Raw genomic sequence first — 16,140 nt, 5'->3', positions numbered from 1 at the left:
CCCGGTCAGCCGTCCAGGCCGAGCTCCGGAGCCAGCTCCTTGGCCAGCGACTCGAGGTCACCCTCGCAGAGCTTCTCGGTGGTCAGGCCCTCCACGGGACGCTCGGCCTCGGTGAAGCCGAACGGCTCCACGATCTCGAGCCAGCGCTCCTCGTCGGCGACGATCTTCGCGAGCTCCTCGTTGTAGGCGTCGCGCAGCTCCTCCTCGCCCTGCGGGAAGACCTCCGCGCCCGCGCCGATCTGCGGCACGCCGTCGATCACGGCCACGAACGAGTCCGTGACCTCGACCGGGGCGTCAGTCTTCTCCTCGAGGGTCCGCAACGAGATACCCGTCAGGGCCAGCGCGTCCGCACGACCGGACGTGACGGCGTCCAGGCCGTCCTGGGCGTCACCGACCTCGATCTTCTCGATCTCGAGCTCGTCGGCGTAACCGGACTCGATGGCGCCGCTGAGCACGGCGAGCTTGACGCCGGCGTCCTTGGCGGACTGCATGTCGGTCAGCTTGTCAGGGTTGCCCTCCGGGACCATGAACGCGGTCGTGTACATGATCTCAGGGTCCGAGAACAGGGCCTGCTCACAGCGCTCGGGCAGGATGGACATCCCGGCGCTGACGGTGTCGTACCGGCCGGCGGTCAGGCCGGGGATGAGCGAGTTCCACTCGGTCTGGACGCCCTCGACGTTGTCGACGCCGAGCGCACCGAAGATCTCGCGGTCCAGAGCGATGGTGGCGCCGGTGAGGTCGCCGCCGTCCTCGTAGCTGTAGGGCTCCTCGCCGTTGAACGCGACAGTGACGGTGCCGTCTTCCTGGAGCTGCTCGAGCGTGCTGGCGCCGTCTTCGCCGCCCTGGTTCGGAGCCGTCGACGAGCACGCGGCCAGTGCAACGAGGGTGAGTGCTGACCCTGCTGCGAACACGGCTCGGCGGAGCGGTCGGACGCTTGATGTAGACATGGTTCCCTTCACGCCACCCGGCGGTCTTGGCAAAGCCTGGGTGGGCTGGAGTTCACGGACGATTTGCAACCGTAGCGCGGTGCCGACGCTCAGACAATCCAGCGTTCGACATTATGATTGTCTACAATCTACAAGTTCAACCGGCCGGCGTCACCCCCGGACATCGTCGGCGTCACACAGCTGTCTGCGCACCGGGGATGATGTGGTCATCGACGTGCGCTCACGGAAGGAGCACCGATGTCCCACCCGTCGCGGGCCACGCTGACGACCGCCCCGTCCTTCTCCCGGGTGACACGCCCGTCAACCGTGGACCTGATCCAGACGGAGCTGCGCAACGCCGTCTACGCGGGGGTGCTCGCCGTCGGCTCGCCGATCCGGGAGGTCGAGGTCGCCACCCAGCTCGGAGTGAGCCGCGGCCCGCTGCGCGAGGCGGCCCAGCGCCTGGTCCAGGAAGGTCTGCTCGTCGCGACGCCGGGCCGTGGGATGCGCGTGGCGACGATCGGCCCGGAGCGCCTCCCCGCCCTCTACGAGGCACGCAAGTCGGTGGAGGTCACCGCGGCCCGGCTGCTCGTCCGGTCCGGCGACGACGCCGCGGTCGCCGGCGTCCGCCGGGCGCACGACGAGCTCGTCGCCGCGAACAGCACGGGGGACGCCCGCCGGGTCGGCGGCGCCGACCTCAACCTGCACTGGACGCTCGTCGCCGCGGCGGGCAACCCCTGGCTCACCCGCTGGATGACCACCCTCATCGTCGAGGTGCGGATGGCCACGTTCACGGTGAGCGACGAGTACGTGGTGCGCAAGGACACGGCCGACGCGCACGCCCTGATCGTGGAGCGCCTGGAGGCCCGGGACGAGGAAGGGCTGGTGGACGCCATCACGCGGATGCTCGAGGGCGCCGTCGACCGGCTCCTGGGCCGGGAGGACGACGGCGTCGAGACGTTCGAGGAGCCGGCCGACGCCCCAGCGATCACGCTCGGCCCGATCGACGCGCCGGACGAGGCGTAACCGGATCCGGGTCAGGCGTCGGTCGCGATGATCGGTTTGGTCTCCTTCTCGCCCTCAGGCTGCTGCGTCTGCACCCGCATCCCCGCCACGGGCACGCGGATGCTGACGAACCGCTCGCCGCGCAGACCTCGCCACAGAGCGAACATCGCGGCGAACATGAGGATGAAGATGGGTAGCCCCATCACCGTGATGACCTGCCGCAACGCCTCCAGACCGGCATCGCCCGCCAGCACGATCAGGGAGGCCGCGACAGCCCCTTCCGAGACTCCCCAGAAGACCCGCTGCCGCACGGGGCCCGAGTCCTCGGTGCCGGTGCACAGCATGTCGACCACCAGCGACGCGGAGTCGGACGAGGTGGCGAAGAAGATCGCGACGATCACGACGACGAAGCCGGAGATGATCGTGGTCAGCGCGCCGCCACCGAGCAGCTGGTCGAAGAACGTGAACATCGCGGTGGCCACGTTCTCGTTCACGGCGTCCGTGATCGCGTGCGGGCCGTCGGCGTCCATCCCGATGCCGTCCAGCTCCATCGCCGTCCAGCCGAAGATGGCGAACCAGATCAGGGTGAACACCGTGGGAGCCACCAGCACCCCGCCGACGAACTCGCGAATGGTGCGACCCCGCGAGATGCGCGCAAGGAAGATGCCCATGAACGGTGCCCACGTGACGGTCCACGCCCAGTAGAAGACCGTCCAACCGGCCTGCCAACCCCAGCCGGCCTCGCTGGTGAACTGGGCGAGAGCGTCGTTCCAGAACGCCAGCCGCACCAGGTCCTGCAGGTAGACGCCGAAGGTCTCGATGATCTCGCGGAACAGGAACAGCGTCGACCCGGCGAACAGCACGAAGACCATCAGTCCGACGGCCATGCCGATATTGACGTTGGACAGAGTCTTCACGCCCTTGTCCAGGCCGACGACGATGGACGTCACCGCGATCGCCGTCAGGATCGCGATGATGATCACCTTGGGGACCACCGCGTCCGGGATCGTGGTGAGCACCGCCAGGCCGCTGTTGATCTGTTGCGTACCCAGCCCGATCGACACCGAGACGCCGAAGAGCGTGCCGAGGATGGCGAAGATGTCGATCGTCTTGCCGATCGGCCCATGGATGCGGTCCTTGAGGAACGGGTAGAAGACCGAGCTGACTCGCAGCGGCAGCTTGTGCCGGTAGATGAAATAGCCGAAGGCCAGCCCTGGCAGGGTGAAGATCGCCCAGGTGTGCAGGCCCAGGTGGTAGATCGAGATGCCCATCGCATCGGTGGCGGCCTGGGCGGAGAACGGCTCGGCACCGAGCGGAGGAGCGGAGAAATGGGTGATCGGCTCCGCGACGCCCCAGAACATCAGCACCGTGCCGATACCACCGGCGAAGAGCATGGTGAACCACGAGACATTCGAGTACCGCGGGCGCTCGTCGTCGTCACCCAGTCGGATATTGCCGTACTTGCTGACCGCGAGATAGATCAGGAACAGCACCCACACCGTGACGCCGAGGATGAAGAACCAGCCGAGCGACTCGGTCACCCAGGCGCGGCCGGCGGAGAAGAACTCGTTGATCCGCACCGGAAAGATCAGCAGCAGAGCCAGGAAGACGACCATCAGGCCCGCCGCCACGAAGAAGATCACCGGGTCCGTCTTGAGCCCTAATCGGCGGGCGAGTGAATCCAGCACAGAGAACGCCTCCTCGCGGGGGAAACTGGGCGGATTCCCATTGGCCCGATATCCCCACTCGTACCGAACCAATGGGCAGGCATGTTGCCAATGATTCGCCCTGCCGTCTATCCCAGAGGAATATGTCCTCCCGCCGGGCGATCATCCGCGACGCGGGTCAGACCCAGGCGGCGGGGGCGGCGAGAACGGCCCGCAGCACCTCGCGCGCCCCGCCCGTCAGCGCCGCGTGCGGCCCCGCCTGCGCGGCCCGGACGTCCAGGTCGACGAACGGTGCGGCCAGCACGCGGTCGGCCAGCACCGCCTCGACGTCGGCGCGGAGCCACGGCAGCAGCTCGGTGTACGCGCCGCCCAGCACGATGGTGGCGACGTCGAGCAGGTTGACGAAGTCGGCGAGCGCCGAGCCGAGGGCACGGCCGGCGGGCAGGGTGGCATGGGCGCCGGCGGCGTCCGCCTCGGCCAGGTGGGCGACGAGCGCGGCCAGCGGCGAGTCCGGCGGCAGACCCGCCGTGCGCATCATCGCCTCCTTGCCCGCGTACTGCTCCAGGCAGCCGAAGGCGCCGCAGGAGCAGCGCGGCCCGGCGGGGTCGACCACGACGTGGCCGATCTCGCCGTTCCAGCCCCGCTCCCCCAGGAACAGCTCGCGGTCGACGACGATGGCCGCGCCGATGCCGACGTCGCCCGACACGAAGATGAAGGAGTCCGGCGCCGCGACGTCGGAGCCGCCGGCCAGCTCCGCGAGCGCGGCGAGCTTGGCCTCGTTGGCGATGCGCACCTCCGTGTCGCCCAGCCCGAGGAGCTGGACCGGGTCGAGGGACGACCAGCCGAGGTTGGGTGCCACCTCGAGCAGACCGGTGCGCGGGTCCACCAGGCCGGGTAGCGCGAGCCGGGCGCCGGCGACCGTCATGCCGGACGCCGTGACGCCGTCGGTCACCTCGCGTGCGAGGTCGCCGAGGCGGCGCAGCACGACGGCCGGGTCGCTGTCGTGGAGCGCGCCGGGGACCACGTGCTCCGCGACGACCTCGCCGGTGAGGTCGAGCACCCGGGCGCCCAGGTAGTCCACGTTCACCTCGAGCCCGAGCCCTACGACGGAGCGTGGGGCGGGGACCAGCGGTACGGCGGGCCGGCCGGCGCGTCCGCCGGTGACGGCGGGCAGCTCGCGGACGAGCCCCGCGGCCACGAGCTGGTCCACCAGCGTCGAGACGGTGGCCCGGGCCAGGCCGGTCGCGGCGGCGACGCCGGCGCGCGACAGTGGTTCCGGCACCTCGAACACGGCGCGCGCGACCAGCTCGAGGTTGCGTTCGCGCAGGGTGTGCTGGCGGGCGGCGGCGGAGCCCGCCCGCGTCGTGGTGTCGCGTGCGGTCCCGGCGGTGGTCACGTCTTGACTGTAGCCGAGTCGCGGGCAATAGTTCATCCGTACAACAAATGCGGCGCCGCATGTCGGGCCGCCCTCGACGAGGAGACCCCGTGAGCGACATCAATTACTCGTTCGGCCTGTGGACCGTCGGCTGGAACGCCGTCGACCCGTTCGGCACGGCATCGCGTCCCGAGCTCGACCCTGCCGAGTCCATCCGCAAGCTCGCGGACCTGGGCGCGTGGGGCTTCACGTTCCACGACAACGACGTCTACCCCTTCGGTTCGGACGACGCCGAGCGTCAGAAGCACATCGACTCCGTCAAGCAGGCTGCCGCCGACACCGGCCTGGTCTGCGAGATGGTCACGACCAACACCTTCACGCACCCCGTCTTCAAGGACGGCGCGTTCACCTCCAACAGCCGCGACGTGCGCCGCTTCGGCCTGCGCAAGGTGCTGCGGAACGTGGACCTGGCCGCGGACATGGGCGCCGAGACCTTCGTCATGTGGGGTGGCCGCGAGGGTACCGAGTACGACAACTCGAAGGACCTCAACGCCGCGCACGCGCGCTACGCGGAGGGCATCGACACCGTCGCCTCGTACATCAAGGAGAAGGGCTACGGGCTCAAGATCGCCCTGGAGCCCAAGCCGAACGAGCCCCGCGGCGACATCTTCCTGCCGACGATCGGCCACGCCATCGCGCTGATCGACTCGCTCGACAACGCCGACATCGTGGGCCTGAACCCGGAGACCGGGCACGAGCAGATGGCCGGCCTCAACTACACGCACGGCATCGCGCTCGCCCTGCACGTCGGCAAGCTGTTCCACATCGACCTGAACGGCCAGCACGGCCCGAAGTACGACCAGGACCTCGTGTTCGGTCACGGTGACCTGCTGTCGGCGTTCTTCACGGTCGACCTGCTGGAGAACGGGTTCCCGAACGGCGGCCCCCGCTACGAGGGCCCCCGCCACTTCGACTACAAGCCCTCGCGTACCGAGTACCTCGACGGCGTGTGGGAGTCGGCCAAGGCCAACATGGCCACGTACGACATGCTCGCGGCCAAGGCCAAGGCCTACCGCGAGGACCCGGAGGTCCAGGCCGCGTTCGAGCACGCCGGGATCTTCGAGCTCGGCCGGTCGACCCTCGCGGAGGGCGAGTCGTTCGACTCCTTCCTCGCCGAGGCCGACCCCGACGTCGACGCCCTGGCCGAGCGGGACTACGGCCTGGTCCGCCTCCACCAGCTGGCCCTGAACCACCTGATCGGCTGACGCACCCGCACCTTGTCAGCACCTCGCGCATGTGTCAGACGTACAGGTCACCCGGGTGATCTGTACGTCTGACGCATGCCTGGGTTTCTGACAGGTGGGCGCCGTCGCCGACTCGACGCGATAGCGTTTCCGTCGTCTCTCCCCCACTTTCCTGGAGCATCGATGCCCCTCGTCGCCGGCGTGGACACGTCCACGCAGTCCTGCAAGATCGTCGTGCGCGACGCCGAGACCGGATCGCTCGTGCGCACCGGTTCCGCCAAGCATCCTGAGGGCACCGAGGTCGACCCGCGGCACTGGTGGGACGCCTTCCAGGAGGCCGCCGCCGCCGCGGGCGGCCTGGCCGACGTCGCAGCGCTCGCCGTGGGCGGTCAGCAGCACGGCATGGTCACGCTCGACGTCGACGGCAACGTCATCCGGCCCGCGCTGCTGTGGAACGACAACCGCTCCGCGCCGTCGGCCGAGGACCTGATCACGGAGCTGGGCGACGGCGACCGCGCGGCGGGCGCCCAGGCCTGGGCCGACGCCGTCGGCTCCGTGCTGGTCGCGTCCCTCACGATTACCAAGCTGCGCTGGCTGCGCGACAACGAGCCGGAGAACGCGGCCAAGGTGGCCGCGGTCGCCCTGCCGCACGACTGGCTGTCCTGGCGCATCGCCGGCTACGGGCCGGCCGGTGACCCGACGGCACCCCTCGGACCGCAGCTGGACAAGCTCTTCACCGACCGTTCGGACGCCTCCGGCACCGGCTACTACGACGCCTCCACCGGCGAGTACCGTCCTGACCTGCTGGAACGGGCCCTCGGACGCACGGACGTCGTGCTCCCGCGCGTGGTCGGCGCGGCCGAGGCCGGCGCCACGGCGCACCCGACCGTGGCCGGCGGAGCCACCGCCACGTCGACGGGCTCGAACGGATGCCTCGTCGGCCCGGGCGCCGGGGACAACGCGGGCGCCTCCATCGGGCTCGGCATGACGCCGGGCGACATCGCCATCTCGATCGGCACGTCCGGGGTGGTCTCCGCCGTCGCCCCGCAGCGCACCGCGGACGGCTCCGGCGCGATCAACGGCTTCGCCGACGCGACCGGCAACGCGCTCATGCTCGCGGTGACGCTCAACGCGGCCCGCGTCCTGGACGCGGCGCGCGAGGTGCTCGACGTCGACTTCGACGGCCTGGCCGACCTCGCCCTGCAGGCCCCTCCCGGGTCCGACGGCCTCGTGCTCGTCCCGTACCTCGAGGGCGAGCGCACGCCCAACCGACCGGACGCCACCGGCACCCTGCACGGCATCCGCCTCGCGACGTCGACGCGCGCCCACCTGGCCCGCGCCTACATCGAGGGCATGCTGTGCGGGCTCGCCGACGGCCTCGACGCGCTACGCGCGCAGGGCGTCGCCGTGGAGCGCGTGATGCTGATCGGCGGCGCGGCGCAGTCGCCGGCGGTGCAGCAGATCGCCCCCCAGATCTTCGGGTTGCCGATCAGCATCCCCGAGCCCGGCGAGTACGTGGCCGACGGCGCCGCCCGCCAGGCCGCCTGGACGCTCGCCAGCGCGGCCGACCCTGCCGCCGAGGCGCCCGCGTGGTCCACCACGATCGCCACCACGCTCGCCGCCGACCCGAAGCCCGTGATCCGCGAGCAGTACGCCGCGGTGCGCGACCTGGCCTGACCAGGGACCGGTGCCGCACACCCTCGCGCGCGACCTCGTCGCCGCGCTCGCCCGCCGGGCGAGCGCGCTCGACATCGCGCTGCACACCGTCCAGGTGAGCGTGCGCGGCGAGACGGTCGTGCACACCACCGGCGCCGTCGGCCTCGACACGCCGCAGCGCATGTACTCGATCTCCAAGACCCTCACGGGACTGGCGGTCGGCCTGCTCGCGGACGAGGGGGCGCTGAGCCTGGACGACCCGGTCATGCGGCACTTCCCCGAGATGCGTCCGGTGCACCCCTGGCTGGAGGCGACGACGGTCCGGCATCTGCTCGCCATGCGCGGACCGCACCGGGCCACGACGTACCGGCTCGCCGCGAGCGACTGGCTGGAGTCGTACTTCCGGGTGCCGCCGACGCATCCGCCCGGAACGGTCTTCACCTATGACACCGGTGGTTCGTACGTGCTGGCGGCGCTCGTCGAACGACTCGCCGGCACCTCGCTCACCGGTTACCTGCGCCCCGGGCTCCTCGACCCGCTGGGGATCGCCGGCCTGCGGTTCCGCACCGGACCGGAGGGCATCGAGCACGGCGGTTCCGGTCTCGTGTGCACCCCGCGCGACCTCCTGCGCCTGGCCCGTCTCCTGGGCGCCGACGGCGTGCACGACGGCGTCCGGCTGCTGCCCGCCGGCTACCTGCGTGCCGCGACGCGCCCACAGGCCGATACCGCCCAGCAGACCTGGGGCGCCGAGCTGCGCGGCGGGTACGGCTACCAGCTGTGGCTGCCTCAGCGGGGCGGCCTGCTGCTGTTCGGCCTCGGCGGCCAGATCGTGTACTGCGACCCCGTCCGCGACCTCGCTGTCGTCGTCACGGCGGACGCCCAGGCGTGCGCGAGCGGGGACCAGCGCCTCCTCGACGACGTGCTGGACCGGCTGGTCGAACCGCTCGCCGCCCGGCTGGACGGCGGCCCGCCGGACGGCGCTCCGGGCGGCGGCAGTCCGGGCGGCGGCCCGCCGGTCGGGGCCACCACCGACCCCGCCTCCTGCGCCGTCGAGCTCACCTGGCCGGCGCCGCGGCACGATCCCGCGCACGCCCGAATCCTGAGCGAGCACTACGTGAACGTCGCGGACGGGACAGGACCCGCGGAGCTCGTCCTGGCGCTGGACGACGTCGGCGGCCTGCTGCGTGCCGTGGGCGGCCCCGCCACGACCGGCGGCCGGGACGTGCCGCTGCGGTTCGGCGGACCGGTCCGCACCCGGACCGACGACCGGGCCTCCGTCGTCGTGACCGCCGGATGGACGGGCCCCGACACGCTGGACGTGCGGTGCGCGCTGGTCGGGGACGACCTGACCACCTGGCGTGCCCGGCTGGCGTGGGCCCCGGACGGCACCCTGGCCGTGCAGGCACAGGTGTTCGGCGAGTCCGCCGACCCGGGCTGGACCTTCCACGCGGCCTACCGGCCAGCACTCGGCGCCCCCGCCGGACCGCTACCGGTCCCCCGGGCGGGGGAGGCGATTCACCTGGTCAGGGGATCCTGATCGGCCGGCCCGGCGGAACGCTCGAGACATGGAAACCTCGACAAGAACCCCTGGCACCGCCCTGACCCGCGCCGGCGGCATCCTGATGATCCTGATCGCCGTCGTGCACGTCGTCTTCACCAGCAGCCCCTTCTGGCCGGGCTGGCTCGCCGGAGACCTGCGGAACCACACCGCGAGCCCCGAGTCGGTGGCGTACTTCTGGGCGCAGCCGGGCGGTTTCGCCGTGACCGTGCTGCTCCTGGGCCTCCTCGCTGTCCGGGCCGCGAACCGGCGCGAGCGGCTGCCGTCGTACGTCGGCTGGGGCCTGCTCGGGTGGGTGGCGCTCTGCGTCGTTCTCCTGGGCCCCGCGAGCGGGTTCAGTCTCGCGCTGCTCCCCGCGCTGCTGCTGGTCGCGGCCGACGTGCGTCACCGCACGGCGCGCTCAGGGGCACCGGCGACCGCGCAGGCCCTGCGGTAGGTCACGCCCTGCGGTAGGTGAGGTGCCGGAACCGGAGGCCTGACGACGACGTGGTCCACCCGGTCTGCGCGGTGACCGTCCACTCGGGGCCGATCTCTGGGGCGAACACATCGCCCTCGACCTCCGTGTTCACCTCGGTCACCAGCAGCACGTCGGCGACGGGGAGCGCCTCGCCGTAGATCTGGGAGCCGCCGATCACCCAGACCTCGTCGCCGCCGGGTGCGTTCGCGGCGGCGTCGAACGCCTCGGTGAGCGTCCCCGCCGGTACGGCCCCGGTGCCCGGCACGCCCGACGGACCCCGCGACGAGACGACGACGTTGGTGCGGCCGGGCAGCGGGCGCTTGGGCAGCGACTCCCAGGTGAGCCGTCCCATCACCACGGGGTGACCCGCCGTGGTGCGCTTGAAGTGGACGAAGTCCTCGGGGACGCGCCAGGGGATGTCGCCCCCGGCGCCGATGACCGGTCGTCCGGCGCCGTCGCGTGCCTGTGCCCAGATGAGTCCGATCATCAGACGGCGATCGGGGCCTTGATGGCGGGGTGCGAGACGTACCCGAGTACCTCGACGTCCTCGAACTCGTAGTCGAAGACCGACTCGCGCGGGGCGAGGCGCAGCGAGGGGTAGGGGTACGGGTCGCGTGCGAGCTGCGTCTCGACCTGTTCCACGTGGTTGTCGTAGATGTGGCAGTCACCGCCGGTCCACACGAACTCGCCCACCTCGAGCCCGGTCTGCGCGGCGATCATGTGGGTGAGCAGCGCGTAGGAGGCGATGTTGAACGGCACGCCGAGGAACAGGTCCGCCGACCGCTGGTACAGCTGGCAGCTGAGCTTGCCGTCGGCCACGTAGAACTGGAACAGGGCGTGACACGGGGGCAGCGCCATGTCGTCCACCTCGGCGGGGTTCCACGCCGTCACGATGTGCCGGCGTGAGTCCGGGTTGGTGCGGATCTGCTCGATCACCTTGGCGATCTGGTCCACGTGCCCGCCGTCGGGCGTGGGCCAGGAGCGCCACTGGACGCCGTAGACCGGGCCGAGCTCCCCCGACTCGTCGGCCCAGTCGTCCCAGATCTTCACGCCGCGCTCCTGCAGCCAGCGCACGTTGGAATCGCCGCGCAGGAACCACAGCAGCTCGTAGACGACCGACTTGAGGTGCACCTTCTTGGTCGTGACCAGGGGAAATCCCTCGGCCAGGTCGTACCGGATCTGCCGCCCGAACACGCTGCGCGTCCCGGTGCCGGTCCGGTCGCCCTTGCGGGTCCCGTTCGCCAGCACGTCGCGCAGCAGGTCCTCGTACGGGGTGTCGATCTCGGTCATGCGGCCAGCCTACGTCGAGCGTGCGGGTCTCCCGCGGTGGCGGCCGGTGTCAGGACTGCTTCGACCGCAGCTCCTTGAGCCGGGCGCCGCGCCGGCGGTACAGCACGCCCATCGTCACGATCGTCAGCGCCACGACACCGCCGATCACCGCGCCCCACGCCGTCCCGCCGCGGAACGCCGGCCCGTCGACGTCGAGGATCCGCTCGCCGGCGTGCGCCGCCGCCGAGGTGCCGAGCACGATCCCGAGCGTCAGCAGGTTCGGCACGGCGAGCACCACGGCGAGCGCGAGGAACGCGCTGCGCACCTGCCACGACCTCCTCGTGAGGACCGCCTGGGCCAGCAGCAGCACAGGAACCAGCGTGAAGACCGCGCCGGTCAGCAGCCCCCACCACGCGCCGGCCGCGAACGAGCCGTCCACCGCGTTACCGATCACCTGGGCCCACCAGCGCGGCAGAAAGGCGTCGAGGAACAGGTAGATCAGCCACACGACCACGATCACCGCGACCACGCCGACCAGGCGCTTCACGATGTCGCGCCAGTCCGGCCGCCACCGGGCGCCGGCAGGCGTGGGCCCGCCCGACGCCGGACCGGTCGCCTCAGCCTTGTCGTTCGGGTTCTGCGCCATGACCACGATCGTCGCAGCGCGGAGCGCACCCTGCGCGGTGAACGGCGCGGTGAACGGCGCGGTGCGCGGGAACGTCGCGGGTCTCGTTCGCGTTGTGCACTAGTCCGACCGGGACGCGCTGTACGGCGCTCCGTGACCATGTCGGTGACCAGTGGAAGGATGACCCTCATGACGGAGCAGACCACCACCCCGGGCGCCACGAGCGCCGCAAGCACGGCGACCCCCTCGCCGACGGACCCGCTCTGGGTGGAGCGCAACGGCATCCGCACGTACACGGGCTTCTCGGCCCGCGGTGCCCGGGTCGAGATCGGCCCGGTCGAGGCCGGCGCGGTGTTCACACCGGGTGAGCTGCTCAAGGTCGCTCTCGCCGCGTGCGCGGGAATGAGCAGCGACAAGGCGTTCGCGCGCCGTCTGGGCGACGACTACCGGACCACCATCCGGGTCGAGGACCCGAAGGACGTGGCCGAGGACCGGTACCCGGTCCTGACGGAGAAGTTCGAGATCGACCTGTCCACCCTCGACGACGAGGACCGGGCGAAGCTCCTCACGATCGCGCAGCGGTCGATCGACAAGGCCTGCACGGTGGGCCGTACGCTCAAGGTGGGTGCCCAGATCCCGGACGCACAGTTCGAGCAGCCGACGGAGGGCTGACATGGCCGATGACAAGCAGAAGCTGACGGCGCCGGAGTCCAACGGCCGGTCGTCGACGGGCGACGCCGTGCTCAAGCCGGACAACTCGGTGGAGGTCACGCCGGCGGACTGGCTCAACTACAAGCCGCAGAGCCCGCTCGACCACCTGGTCGGCCGGGCGGTGACCATCCCGTCGGCGACCATCCACAAGCATGTGGACAAGGTGCGCGCGCGCAATCCTGACGCCGGCCCCGCCGAGGTCATCAAGCTCCTGGAGAAGGAGTACCTGCGGGTCATCCAGACCACGGGCAGCGCGGTGGGTGCGGCGGCCGCCATCCCGGCGGTCGGTACCGCGGCGAGCATCGCGCTGTCCACGAGTGACGTGGCGACGTTCTTCGCCTCGTCGGCGGCGTTCTCCCTCGCTGTGGCCGACGTGCACGGCATCGACGTCCAGGACGTCCCGCGCCGTCGGGCGCTGCTCCTGGCCACCGTGCTCGGTGACAAGGGTGCGCAGGATGTCGAGAACGCCATCGGCGGCTCGGGTGTCGCATGGGGCAAGGTGCTGCTCACGAGCATGCCGCGCACCACGCTGCACCGAGTGAACAAAGCGCTCACGCACCGGTTCATCCAGAAGCAGATCGCCAAGCAGGGCGGCCTGATGCTGGGCCGCATCCTGCCGTTCGGCGTCGGGGCCGTGGTCGGCTGGGTCGGCGCGCGCGCCCTCGGCCACACGGTGATCGCGCAGTCCCGGCTCGCGTTCGGCACGCCGCCCGCGCAGTTCCCCCGCGTCATCGAGCAGCAGCCGGAGAAGTAGCCAGCAGTAACCCTGGGCCGCGGCGGGCAGCGCATATCGCACACCTGCTCGGCGCGATCACGGGTCCCGACCTAGGCTGCACGTCATGGCGGACACGACGCACGGCGCACTCGCCCCGACGTACCACCCACTGCCGATCACGATCGCACGGGCGCAGGGTACGCATGTGTGGGACACGGACGGCAACGAGTTCCTCGACTTCCTGTCGGGGTACTCGGCGCTGAACTTCGGGCACCTGCACCAAGGCCTGGTGGCCGCGGCGCTGACGCAGCTGCGTCAGGTCTCGCTCACCTCGCGCGCGTTCGACAACGACCGGCTGGAGGAGTTCGCGCAGCGGCTCGTCGAGGTGGTCGGGCCGCTGACCACCGGCGGCGAGGACAGCCTCGTGGTTCCCATGAACACCGGCGCCGAAGCCGTCGAGACGGCGATCAAGGCGGTCCGCAAGTGGGGCTACGACGTGCGCGGCGTGCCGGAGGACCAGGCGACGGTGATCGTCGCGGGCGGCAACTTCCACGGCCGCACCACCACGCTCGTCGGCCTCTCGGACAACCCGGCCGCACGCGACGGGTTCGGTCCCTTCGCCCCCGGGTTCCGGCAGGTGCCGTTCGGTGACCTGGACGCGGTCGCCGACGCCGTCGACGACACCACGGTGGCGGTCCTCATGGAGCCGGTGCAGGGCGAGGCGGGCGTGCTGGTGCCGCCGGACGAGTTCTGGCCCGGTCTGCGCGAGCTCACCGCTGAGCGGGACATCGCCCTCGTCGCCGACGAGATCCAGTCGGGCCTTGGCCGCACCGGCACCACGCTCGCGTGCGAGCTCTGGGACGTCCGCCCGGACCTGGCCTGTCTCGGCAAGGCACTGGGCGGCGGGATCGTGCCGGTGTCCGCGGTCATCGGCAAGCCGGAGATCCTCGGTGTGCTGACCCCCGGCACGCACGGCTCGACGTTCGGCGGCAACCCGCTGGCGTGCGCTGTCGCTGTCGCGGCGCTCGACCTGCTCTCGACGGGGCAGTATCAGGCGCGGGCAGCGGAGTCGGGCAAGGTGCTCGCGGAGCGGCTCGACGCGCTCGTGGGACAGGGCCTGCTGGCCGAGGCCCGCACCGTGGGTCTGTGGGCGGGCATCGACCTGGCCCCTGAGCTCGGCACGGGTCGGGAACTGTGCGAGGCGCTGCTCGAGCGGGGCGTCCTCGCGAAGGACGCCCGTGACGAGACGGTCCGCCTGTCGCCGCCCCTGTCGATCGTCCAGCCCGAGCTGGAGATGGCCCTGGACATCCTCGAGGAGTCCCTGGTGGCGCTCCGCGACGCCGAGCCGGTGGCCCGGGCGGAGGAGACGGACGAGACGACTACGGAAGCGACGGACGAGACGGCGGAGGAGTCGACCGACGGCGCGGACGAGCGCCCCGAACTGTCACCGACCGCCGGCTGAGCGTAGGCTTCCAGGGGTGACCACTACGACGTCGTCCCACACCACCGCAACGCTCCCGGCCCTTCACGAGCTGCAGCAGGCCTACGCAGACCTTCAGGCCAAGGGCCTGAAGCTGGACCTGACGCGCGGCAAGCCGTCGGCCGAGCAGCTCGACCTCGCCGAGCCCATGCTCGCCCTGCCCGGGGTCGGCGTGCACGCCGACGATGCGGGCACGGACGCGCGCAACTACGGCGGCCTGGACGGAGGCCCGGCGATCCGACGCATCTTCGCCGAGCTGCTCGACGTGCCGGTGGAGCAGCTCCTCGCAGGGGGAAACGCCTCGCTCACCGCCATGCACGACGTCGTCTCGTTCGCCGAGCTGTTCGGGTTCCCGGAGTCCCCGAAGCCGTGGGCGCGCGAGGAGAAGGTGCGCTGGATCTGCCCGGTGCCCGGCTACGACCGGCACTTCACGATCTGCGAGCGGCTCGGCATCGAGATGGTCCCGGTGCCGATGACGCCGGACGGGCCGGACGCCGAGGCCGTGGCGGCGCTCGTCGCGGCGGATCCCACCATCAAGGGGATGTGGGTGGTTCCCACCTACTCGAACCCGGACGGCTCCGTCATCACCGAGGACGTCGCCCGGGCGCTGGTCTCGATGCCCGCCGCCGCGCCGGACTTCCGGATCATGTGGGACAACGCGTACGCGGTGCACCACCTGACCGACGACGAGGTGACCAGCCCGAACGCCATCGCGCTTGCCGCCGAGGCAGGGCACCCGGACCGGGTGATCCTGTTCGCGTCCACGTCCAAGATCACGTTCGCCGGCGCCGGCGTCGCGTTCCTCGGCAGCTCGCCGGCCAACATCGCCTGGTACAAGAAGCACCTGTCGGCGGCGTCGATCGGCCCGGACAAGCTCAACCACCTGCGCCACGCGATGTTCTTCGGCTCCGCCGAGGGCGTGCGCGAGCACATGCGCAAGCACCGCGCGATCCTGGCGCCGAAGTTCGAGGCCGTGGTGGAGATCCTGACCGAGCGCCTCGGCGGGTACGGCGTCGCGTCGTGGAACGAGCCCAAGGGCGGCTACTTCGTCTCCCTCGACGTCGCGCCCGGTACGGCGTCCCGTGTGGTGCAGCTCGCCAAGGAGGCGGGCATCGCCCTCACGCCCGCTGGTGCCACCTACCCATACGGCAAGGACCCGGAGAACAAGAACGTCCGCCTCGCGCCGTCGATGCCCCCGCTGGACGAGATCCGTACGGCGATGGACGGCGTGGCCACCTGCGTGCTGCTGGCCGCGGCAGAAGCCCACGCCGCGAAGTAACCCCGCCGACCCCGCCGAGGTAGTCGTCTGGCGAGGTAGTCGTCTGGCGAGGTAGTCACTCAGCGCAAGCCGGGTGACTACCTCGCTGCATGACTAGGCGGATTCAATCGGTGGTCGCAACACCGGTTGTGTCGGCTGACAGTAGCTTGCTCATTGCTTCGTAGGGTGTGTGC

Annotated in this window: 15 protein-coding genes; 9 read left to right on the top strand and 6 right to left on the bottom strand. The window is 71.1% G+C overall.

All coding sequences use genetic code 11. From position 1 onward, the window contains the following. Positions 1 to 5: 5 nt before the first annotated feature. The gene (ehuB, locus tag ACYVK7_RS06955) at positions 6 to 947 is read right to left on the bottom strand and encodes an ectoine/hydroxyectoine ABC transporter substrate-binding protein EhuB (RefSeq protein ID WP_460886960.1); all 942 of its coding nucleotides are present in this window, start codon (positions 945 to 947) and stop codon (positions 6 to 8) included. Positions 948 to 1,184: 237 nt separating this feature from the next. Between ehuB and ACYVK7_RS06950 the strand changes: the two genes are divergently transcribed. Further along, the gene (locus ACYVK7_RS06950) at positions 1,185 to 1,952 is read left to right on the top strand and encodes a GntR family transcriptional regulator (protein WP_460886959.1); all 768 of its coding nucleotides are present in this window, start codon (positions 1,185 to 1,187) and stop codon (positions 1,950 to 1,952) included. A gap of 11 nt (positions 1,953 to 1,963) precedes the next feature. Here ACYVK7_RS06950 and ACYVK7_RS06945 read toward each other — a convergent pair whose 3' ends face one another. Both ACYVK7_RS06945 and ACYVK7_RS06940 read right to left on the bottom strand, forming a co-directional pair. Next, on the bottom strand, positions 1,964 to 3,619 hold the full coding sequence (locus tag ACYVK7_RS06945) for a BCCT family transporter (RefSeq protein ID WP_460886958.1): 1,656 nt from the start codon (positions 3,617 to 3,619) through the stop codon (positions 1,964 to 1,966). A 157-nt stretch (positions 3,620 to 3,776) separates the two neighbouring features. Beyond that, entirely contained in the window at positions 3,777 to 4,994 is a 1,218-nt protein-coding gene (locus ACYVK7_RS06940) for an ROK family transcriptional regulator (RefSeq protein WP_460886957.1), read from the bottom strand. An 89-nt stretch (positions 4,995 to 5,083) separates the two neighbouring features. On the opposite strand from ACYVK7_RS06940, the gene xylA reads away from it, so the two are divergent. The 4 genes from xylA (at position 5,084) to ACYVK7_RS06920 (ending at position 9,867) form a co-directional block, all read left to right on the top strand. Beyond that, positions 5,084 to 6,238 carry a xylose isomerase gene (gene xylA / locus ACYVK7_RS06935; protein ID WP_460886956.1) on the top strand — a complete coding sequence of 385 codons (1,155 nt, stop codon included), beginning with the start codon at positions 5,084 to 5,086 and terminating at the stop codon, positions 6,236 to 6,238. A gap of 162 nt (positions 6,239 to 6,400) precedes the next feature. Further along, on the top strand, positions 6,401 to 7,894 hold the full coding sequence (xylB, locus tag ACYVK7_RS06930; protein WP_460886955.1) for a xylulokinase: 1,494 nt from the start codon (positions 6,401 to 6,403) through the stop codon (positions 7,892 to 7,894). A 10-nt stretch (positions 7,895 to 7,904) separates the two neighbouring features. Then, the gene (locus ACYVK7_RS06925) at positions 7,905 to 9,410 is read left to right on the top strand and encodes a serine hydrolase domain-containing protein (RefSeq protein ID WP_460886954.1); all 1,506 of its coding nucleotides are present in this window, start codon (positions 7,905 to 7,907) and stop codon (positions 9,408 to 9,410) included. Positions 9,411 to 9,438: 28 nt separating this feature from the next. Further along, positions 9,439 to 9,867, top strand: a complete 429-nt coding sequence (locus ACYVK7_RS06920) for a DUF6463 family protein (protein ID WP_460886953.1) — start codon at positions 9,439 to 9,441, stop codon at positions 9,865 to 9,867. Position 9,868: 1 nt separating this feature from the next. On the opposite strand, the gene ACYVK7_RS06915 is transcribed toward ACYVK7_RS06920, so the two are convergent. The 3 genes from ACYVK7_RS06915 to ACYVK7_RS06905 are packed head-to-tail and all read right to left on the bottom strand — an operon-like array spanning position 9,869 to position 11,803. Next, entirely contained in the window at positions 9,869 to 10,375 is a 507-nt protein-coding gene (locus ACYVK7_RS06915) for a dihydrofolate reductase (RefSeq protein ID WP_460886952.1), read from the bottom strand. Further along, positions 10,375 to 11,178, bottom strand: coding sequence for a thymidylate synthase (locus tag ACYVK7_RS06910; protein WP_460886951.1), 804 nt, complete (start codon positions 11,176 to 11,178; stop codon positions 10,375 to 10,377). The genes ACYVK7_RS06915 and ACYVK7_RS06910 overlap by 1 nt, the downstream gene beginning before the upstream one ends. A gap of 49 nt (positions 11,179 to 11,227) precedes the next feature. After that, positions 11,228 to 11,803 (bottom strand): hypothetical protein, encoded by a 576-nt coding sequence (locus ACYVK7_RS06905; protein ID WP_460886950.1) that lies wholly within the window; start codon positions 11,801 to 11,803, stop codon positions 11,228 to 11,230. Positions 11,804 to 11,971: 168 nt separating this feature from the next. Between ACYVK7_RS06905 and ACYVK7_RS06900 the strand changes: the two genes are divergently transcribed. The 4 genes from ACYVK7_RS06900 (at position 11,972) to ACYVK7_RS06885 (ending at position 15,967) form a co-directional block, all read left to right on the top strand. Next, a complete protein-coding gene (locus ACYVK7_RS06900; RefSeq protein ID WP_460886949.1) occupies positions 11,972 to 12,454 on the top strand; it encodes an OsmC family protein in 483 nt (160 codons plus the stop codon). Between the two features lies 1 nt (position 12,455). After that, the gene (locus ACYVK7_RS06895; protein WP_460886948.1) at positions 12,456 to 13,247 is read left to right on the top strand and encodes a hypothetical protein; all 792 of its coding nucleotides are present in this window, start codon (positions 12,456 to 12,458) and stop codon (positions 13,245 to 13,247) included. Positions 13,248 to 13,332: 85 nt separating this feature from the next. Further along, positions 13,333 to 14,670 (top strand): ornithine--oxo-acid transaminase, encoded by a 1,338-nt coding sequence (gene rocD / locus ACYVK7_RS06890; protein ID WP_460886947.1) that lies wholly within the window; start codon positions 13,333 to 13,335, stop codon positions 14,668 to 14,670. 16 nt (positions 14,671 to 14,686) lie between these two features. Next, positions 14,687 to 15,967 (top strand): aminotransferase class I/II-fold pyridoxal phosphate-dependent enzyme, encoded by a 1,281-nt coding sequence (locus ACYVK7_RS06885; RefSeq protein WP_460886946.1) that lies wholly within the window; start codon positions 14,687 to 14,689, stop codon positions 15,965 to 15,967. The last annotated feature ends 173 nt before the right edge of the window (positions 15,968 to 16,140 follow it).

This window comes from Promicromonospora xylanilytica, assembly GCF_054782895.1.
Note: the sequence above shows the minus strand (reverse complement) of the source record. Positions and strands in the feature narration are given on the sequence as shown.

Bases quoted from the DNA above. Each gene is read 5' to 3' on its own strand.
- ACYVK7_RS06895 (WP_460886948.1), top strand. From the start codon at position 12,456: ATGGCCGATGACAAGCAGAAGCTGACGGCGCCGGAGTCCAACGGCCGG.
- xylB (WP_460886955.1), top strand. From the start codon at position 6,401: ATGCCCCTCGTCGCCGGCGTGGACACGTCCACGCAGTCCTGCAAGATC.
- rocD (WP_460886947.1), top strand. From the start codon at position 13,333: ATGGCGGACACGACGCACGGCGCACTCGCCCCGACGTACCACCCACTG.
- ACYVK7_RS06920 (WP_460886953.1), top strand. From the start codon at position 9,439: ATGGAAACCTCGACAAGAACCCCTGGCACCGCCCTGACCCGCGCCGGC.
- ACYVK7_RS06905 (WP_460886950.1), bottom strand. From the start codon at position 11,803: ATGGCGCAGAACCCGAACGACAAGGCTGAGGCGACCGGTCCGGCGTCG.
- ACYVK7_RS06950 (WP_460886959.1), top strand. From the start codon at position 1,185: ATGTCCCACCCGTCGCGGGCCACGCTGACGACCGCCCCGTCCTTCTCC.
- ACYVK7_RS06900 (WP_460886949.1), top strand. From the start codon at position 11,972: ATGACGGAGCAGACCACCACCCCGGGCGCCACGAGCGCCGCAAGCACG.
- ACYVK7_RS06915 (WP_460886952.1), bottom strand. From the start codon at position 10,375: ATGATCGGACTCATCTGGGCACAGGCACGCGACGGCGCCGGACGACCG.
- ACYVK7_RS06910 (WP_460886951.1), bottom strand. From the start codon at position 11,178: ATGACCGAGATCGACACCCCGTACGAGGACCTGCTGCGCGACGTGCTG.
- ehuB (WP_460886960.1), bottom strand. From the start codon at position 947: ATGTCTACATCAAGCGTCCGACCGCTCCGCCGAGCCGTGTTCGCAGCA.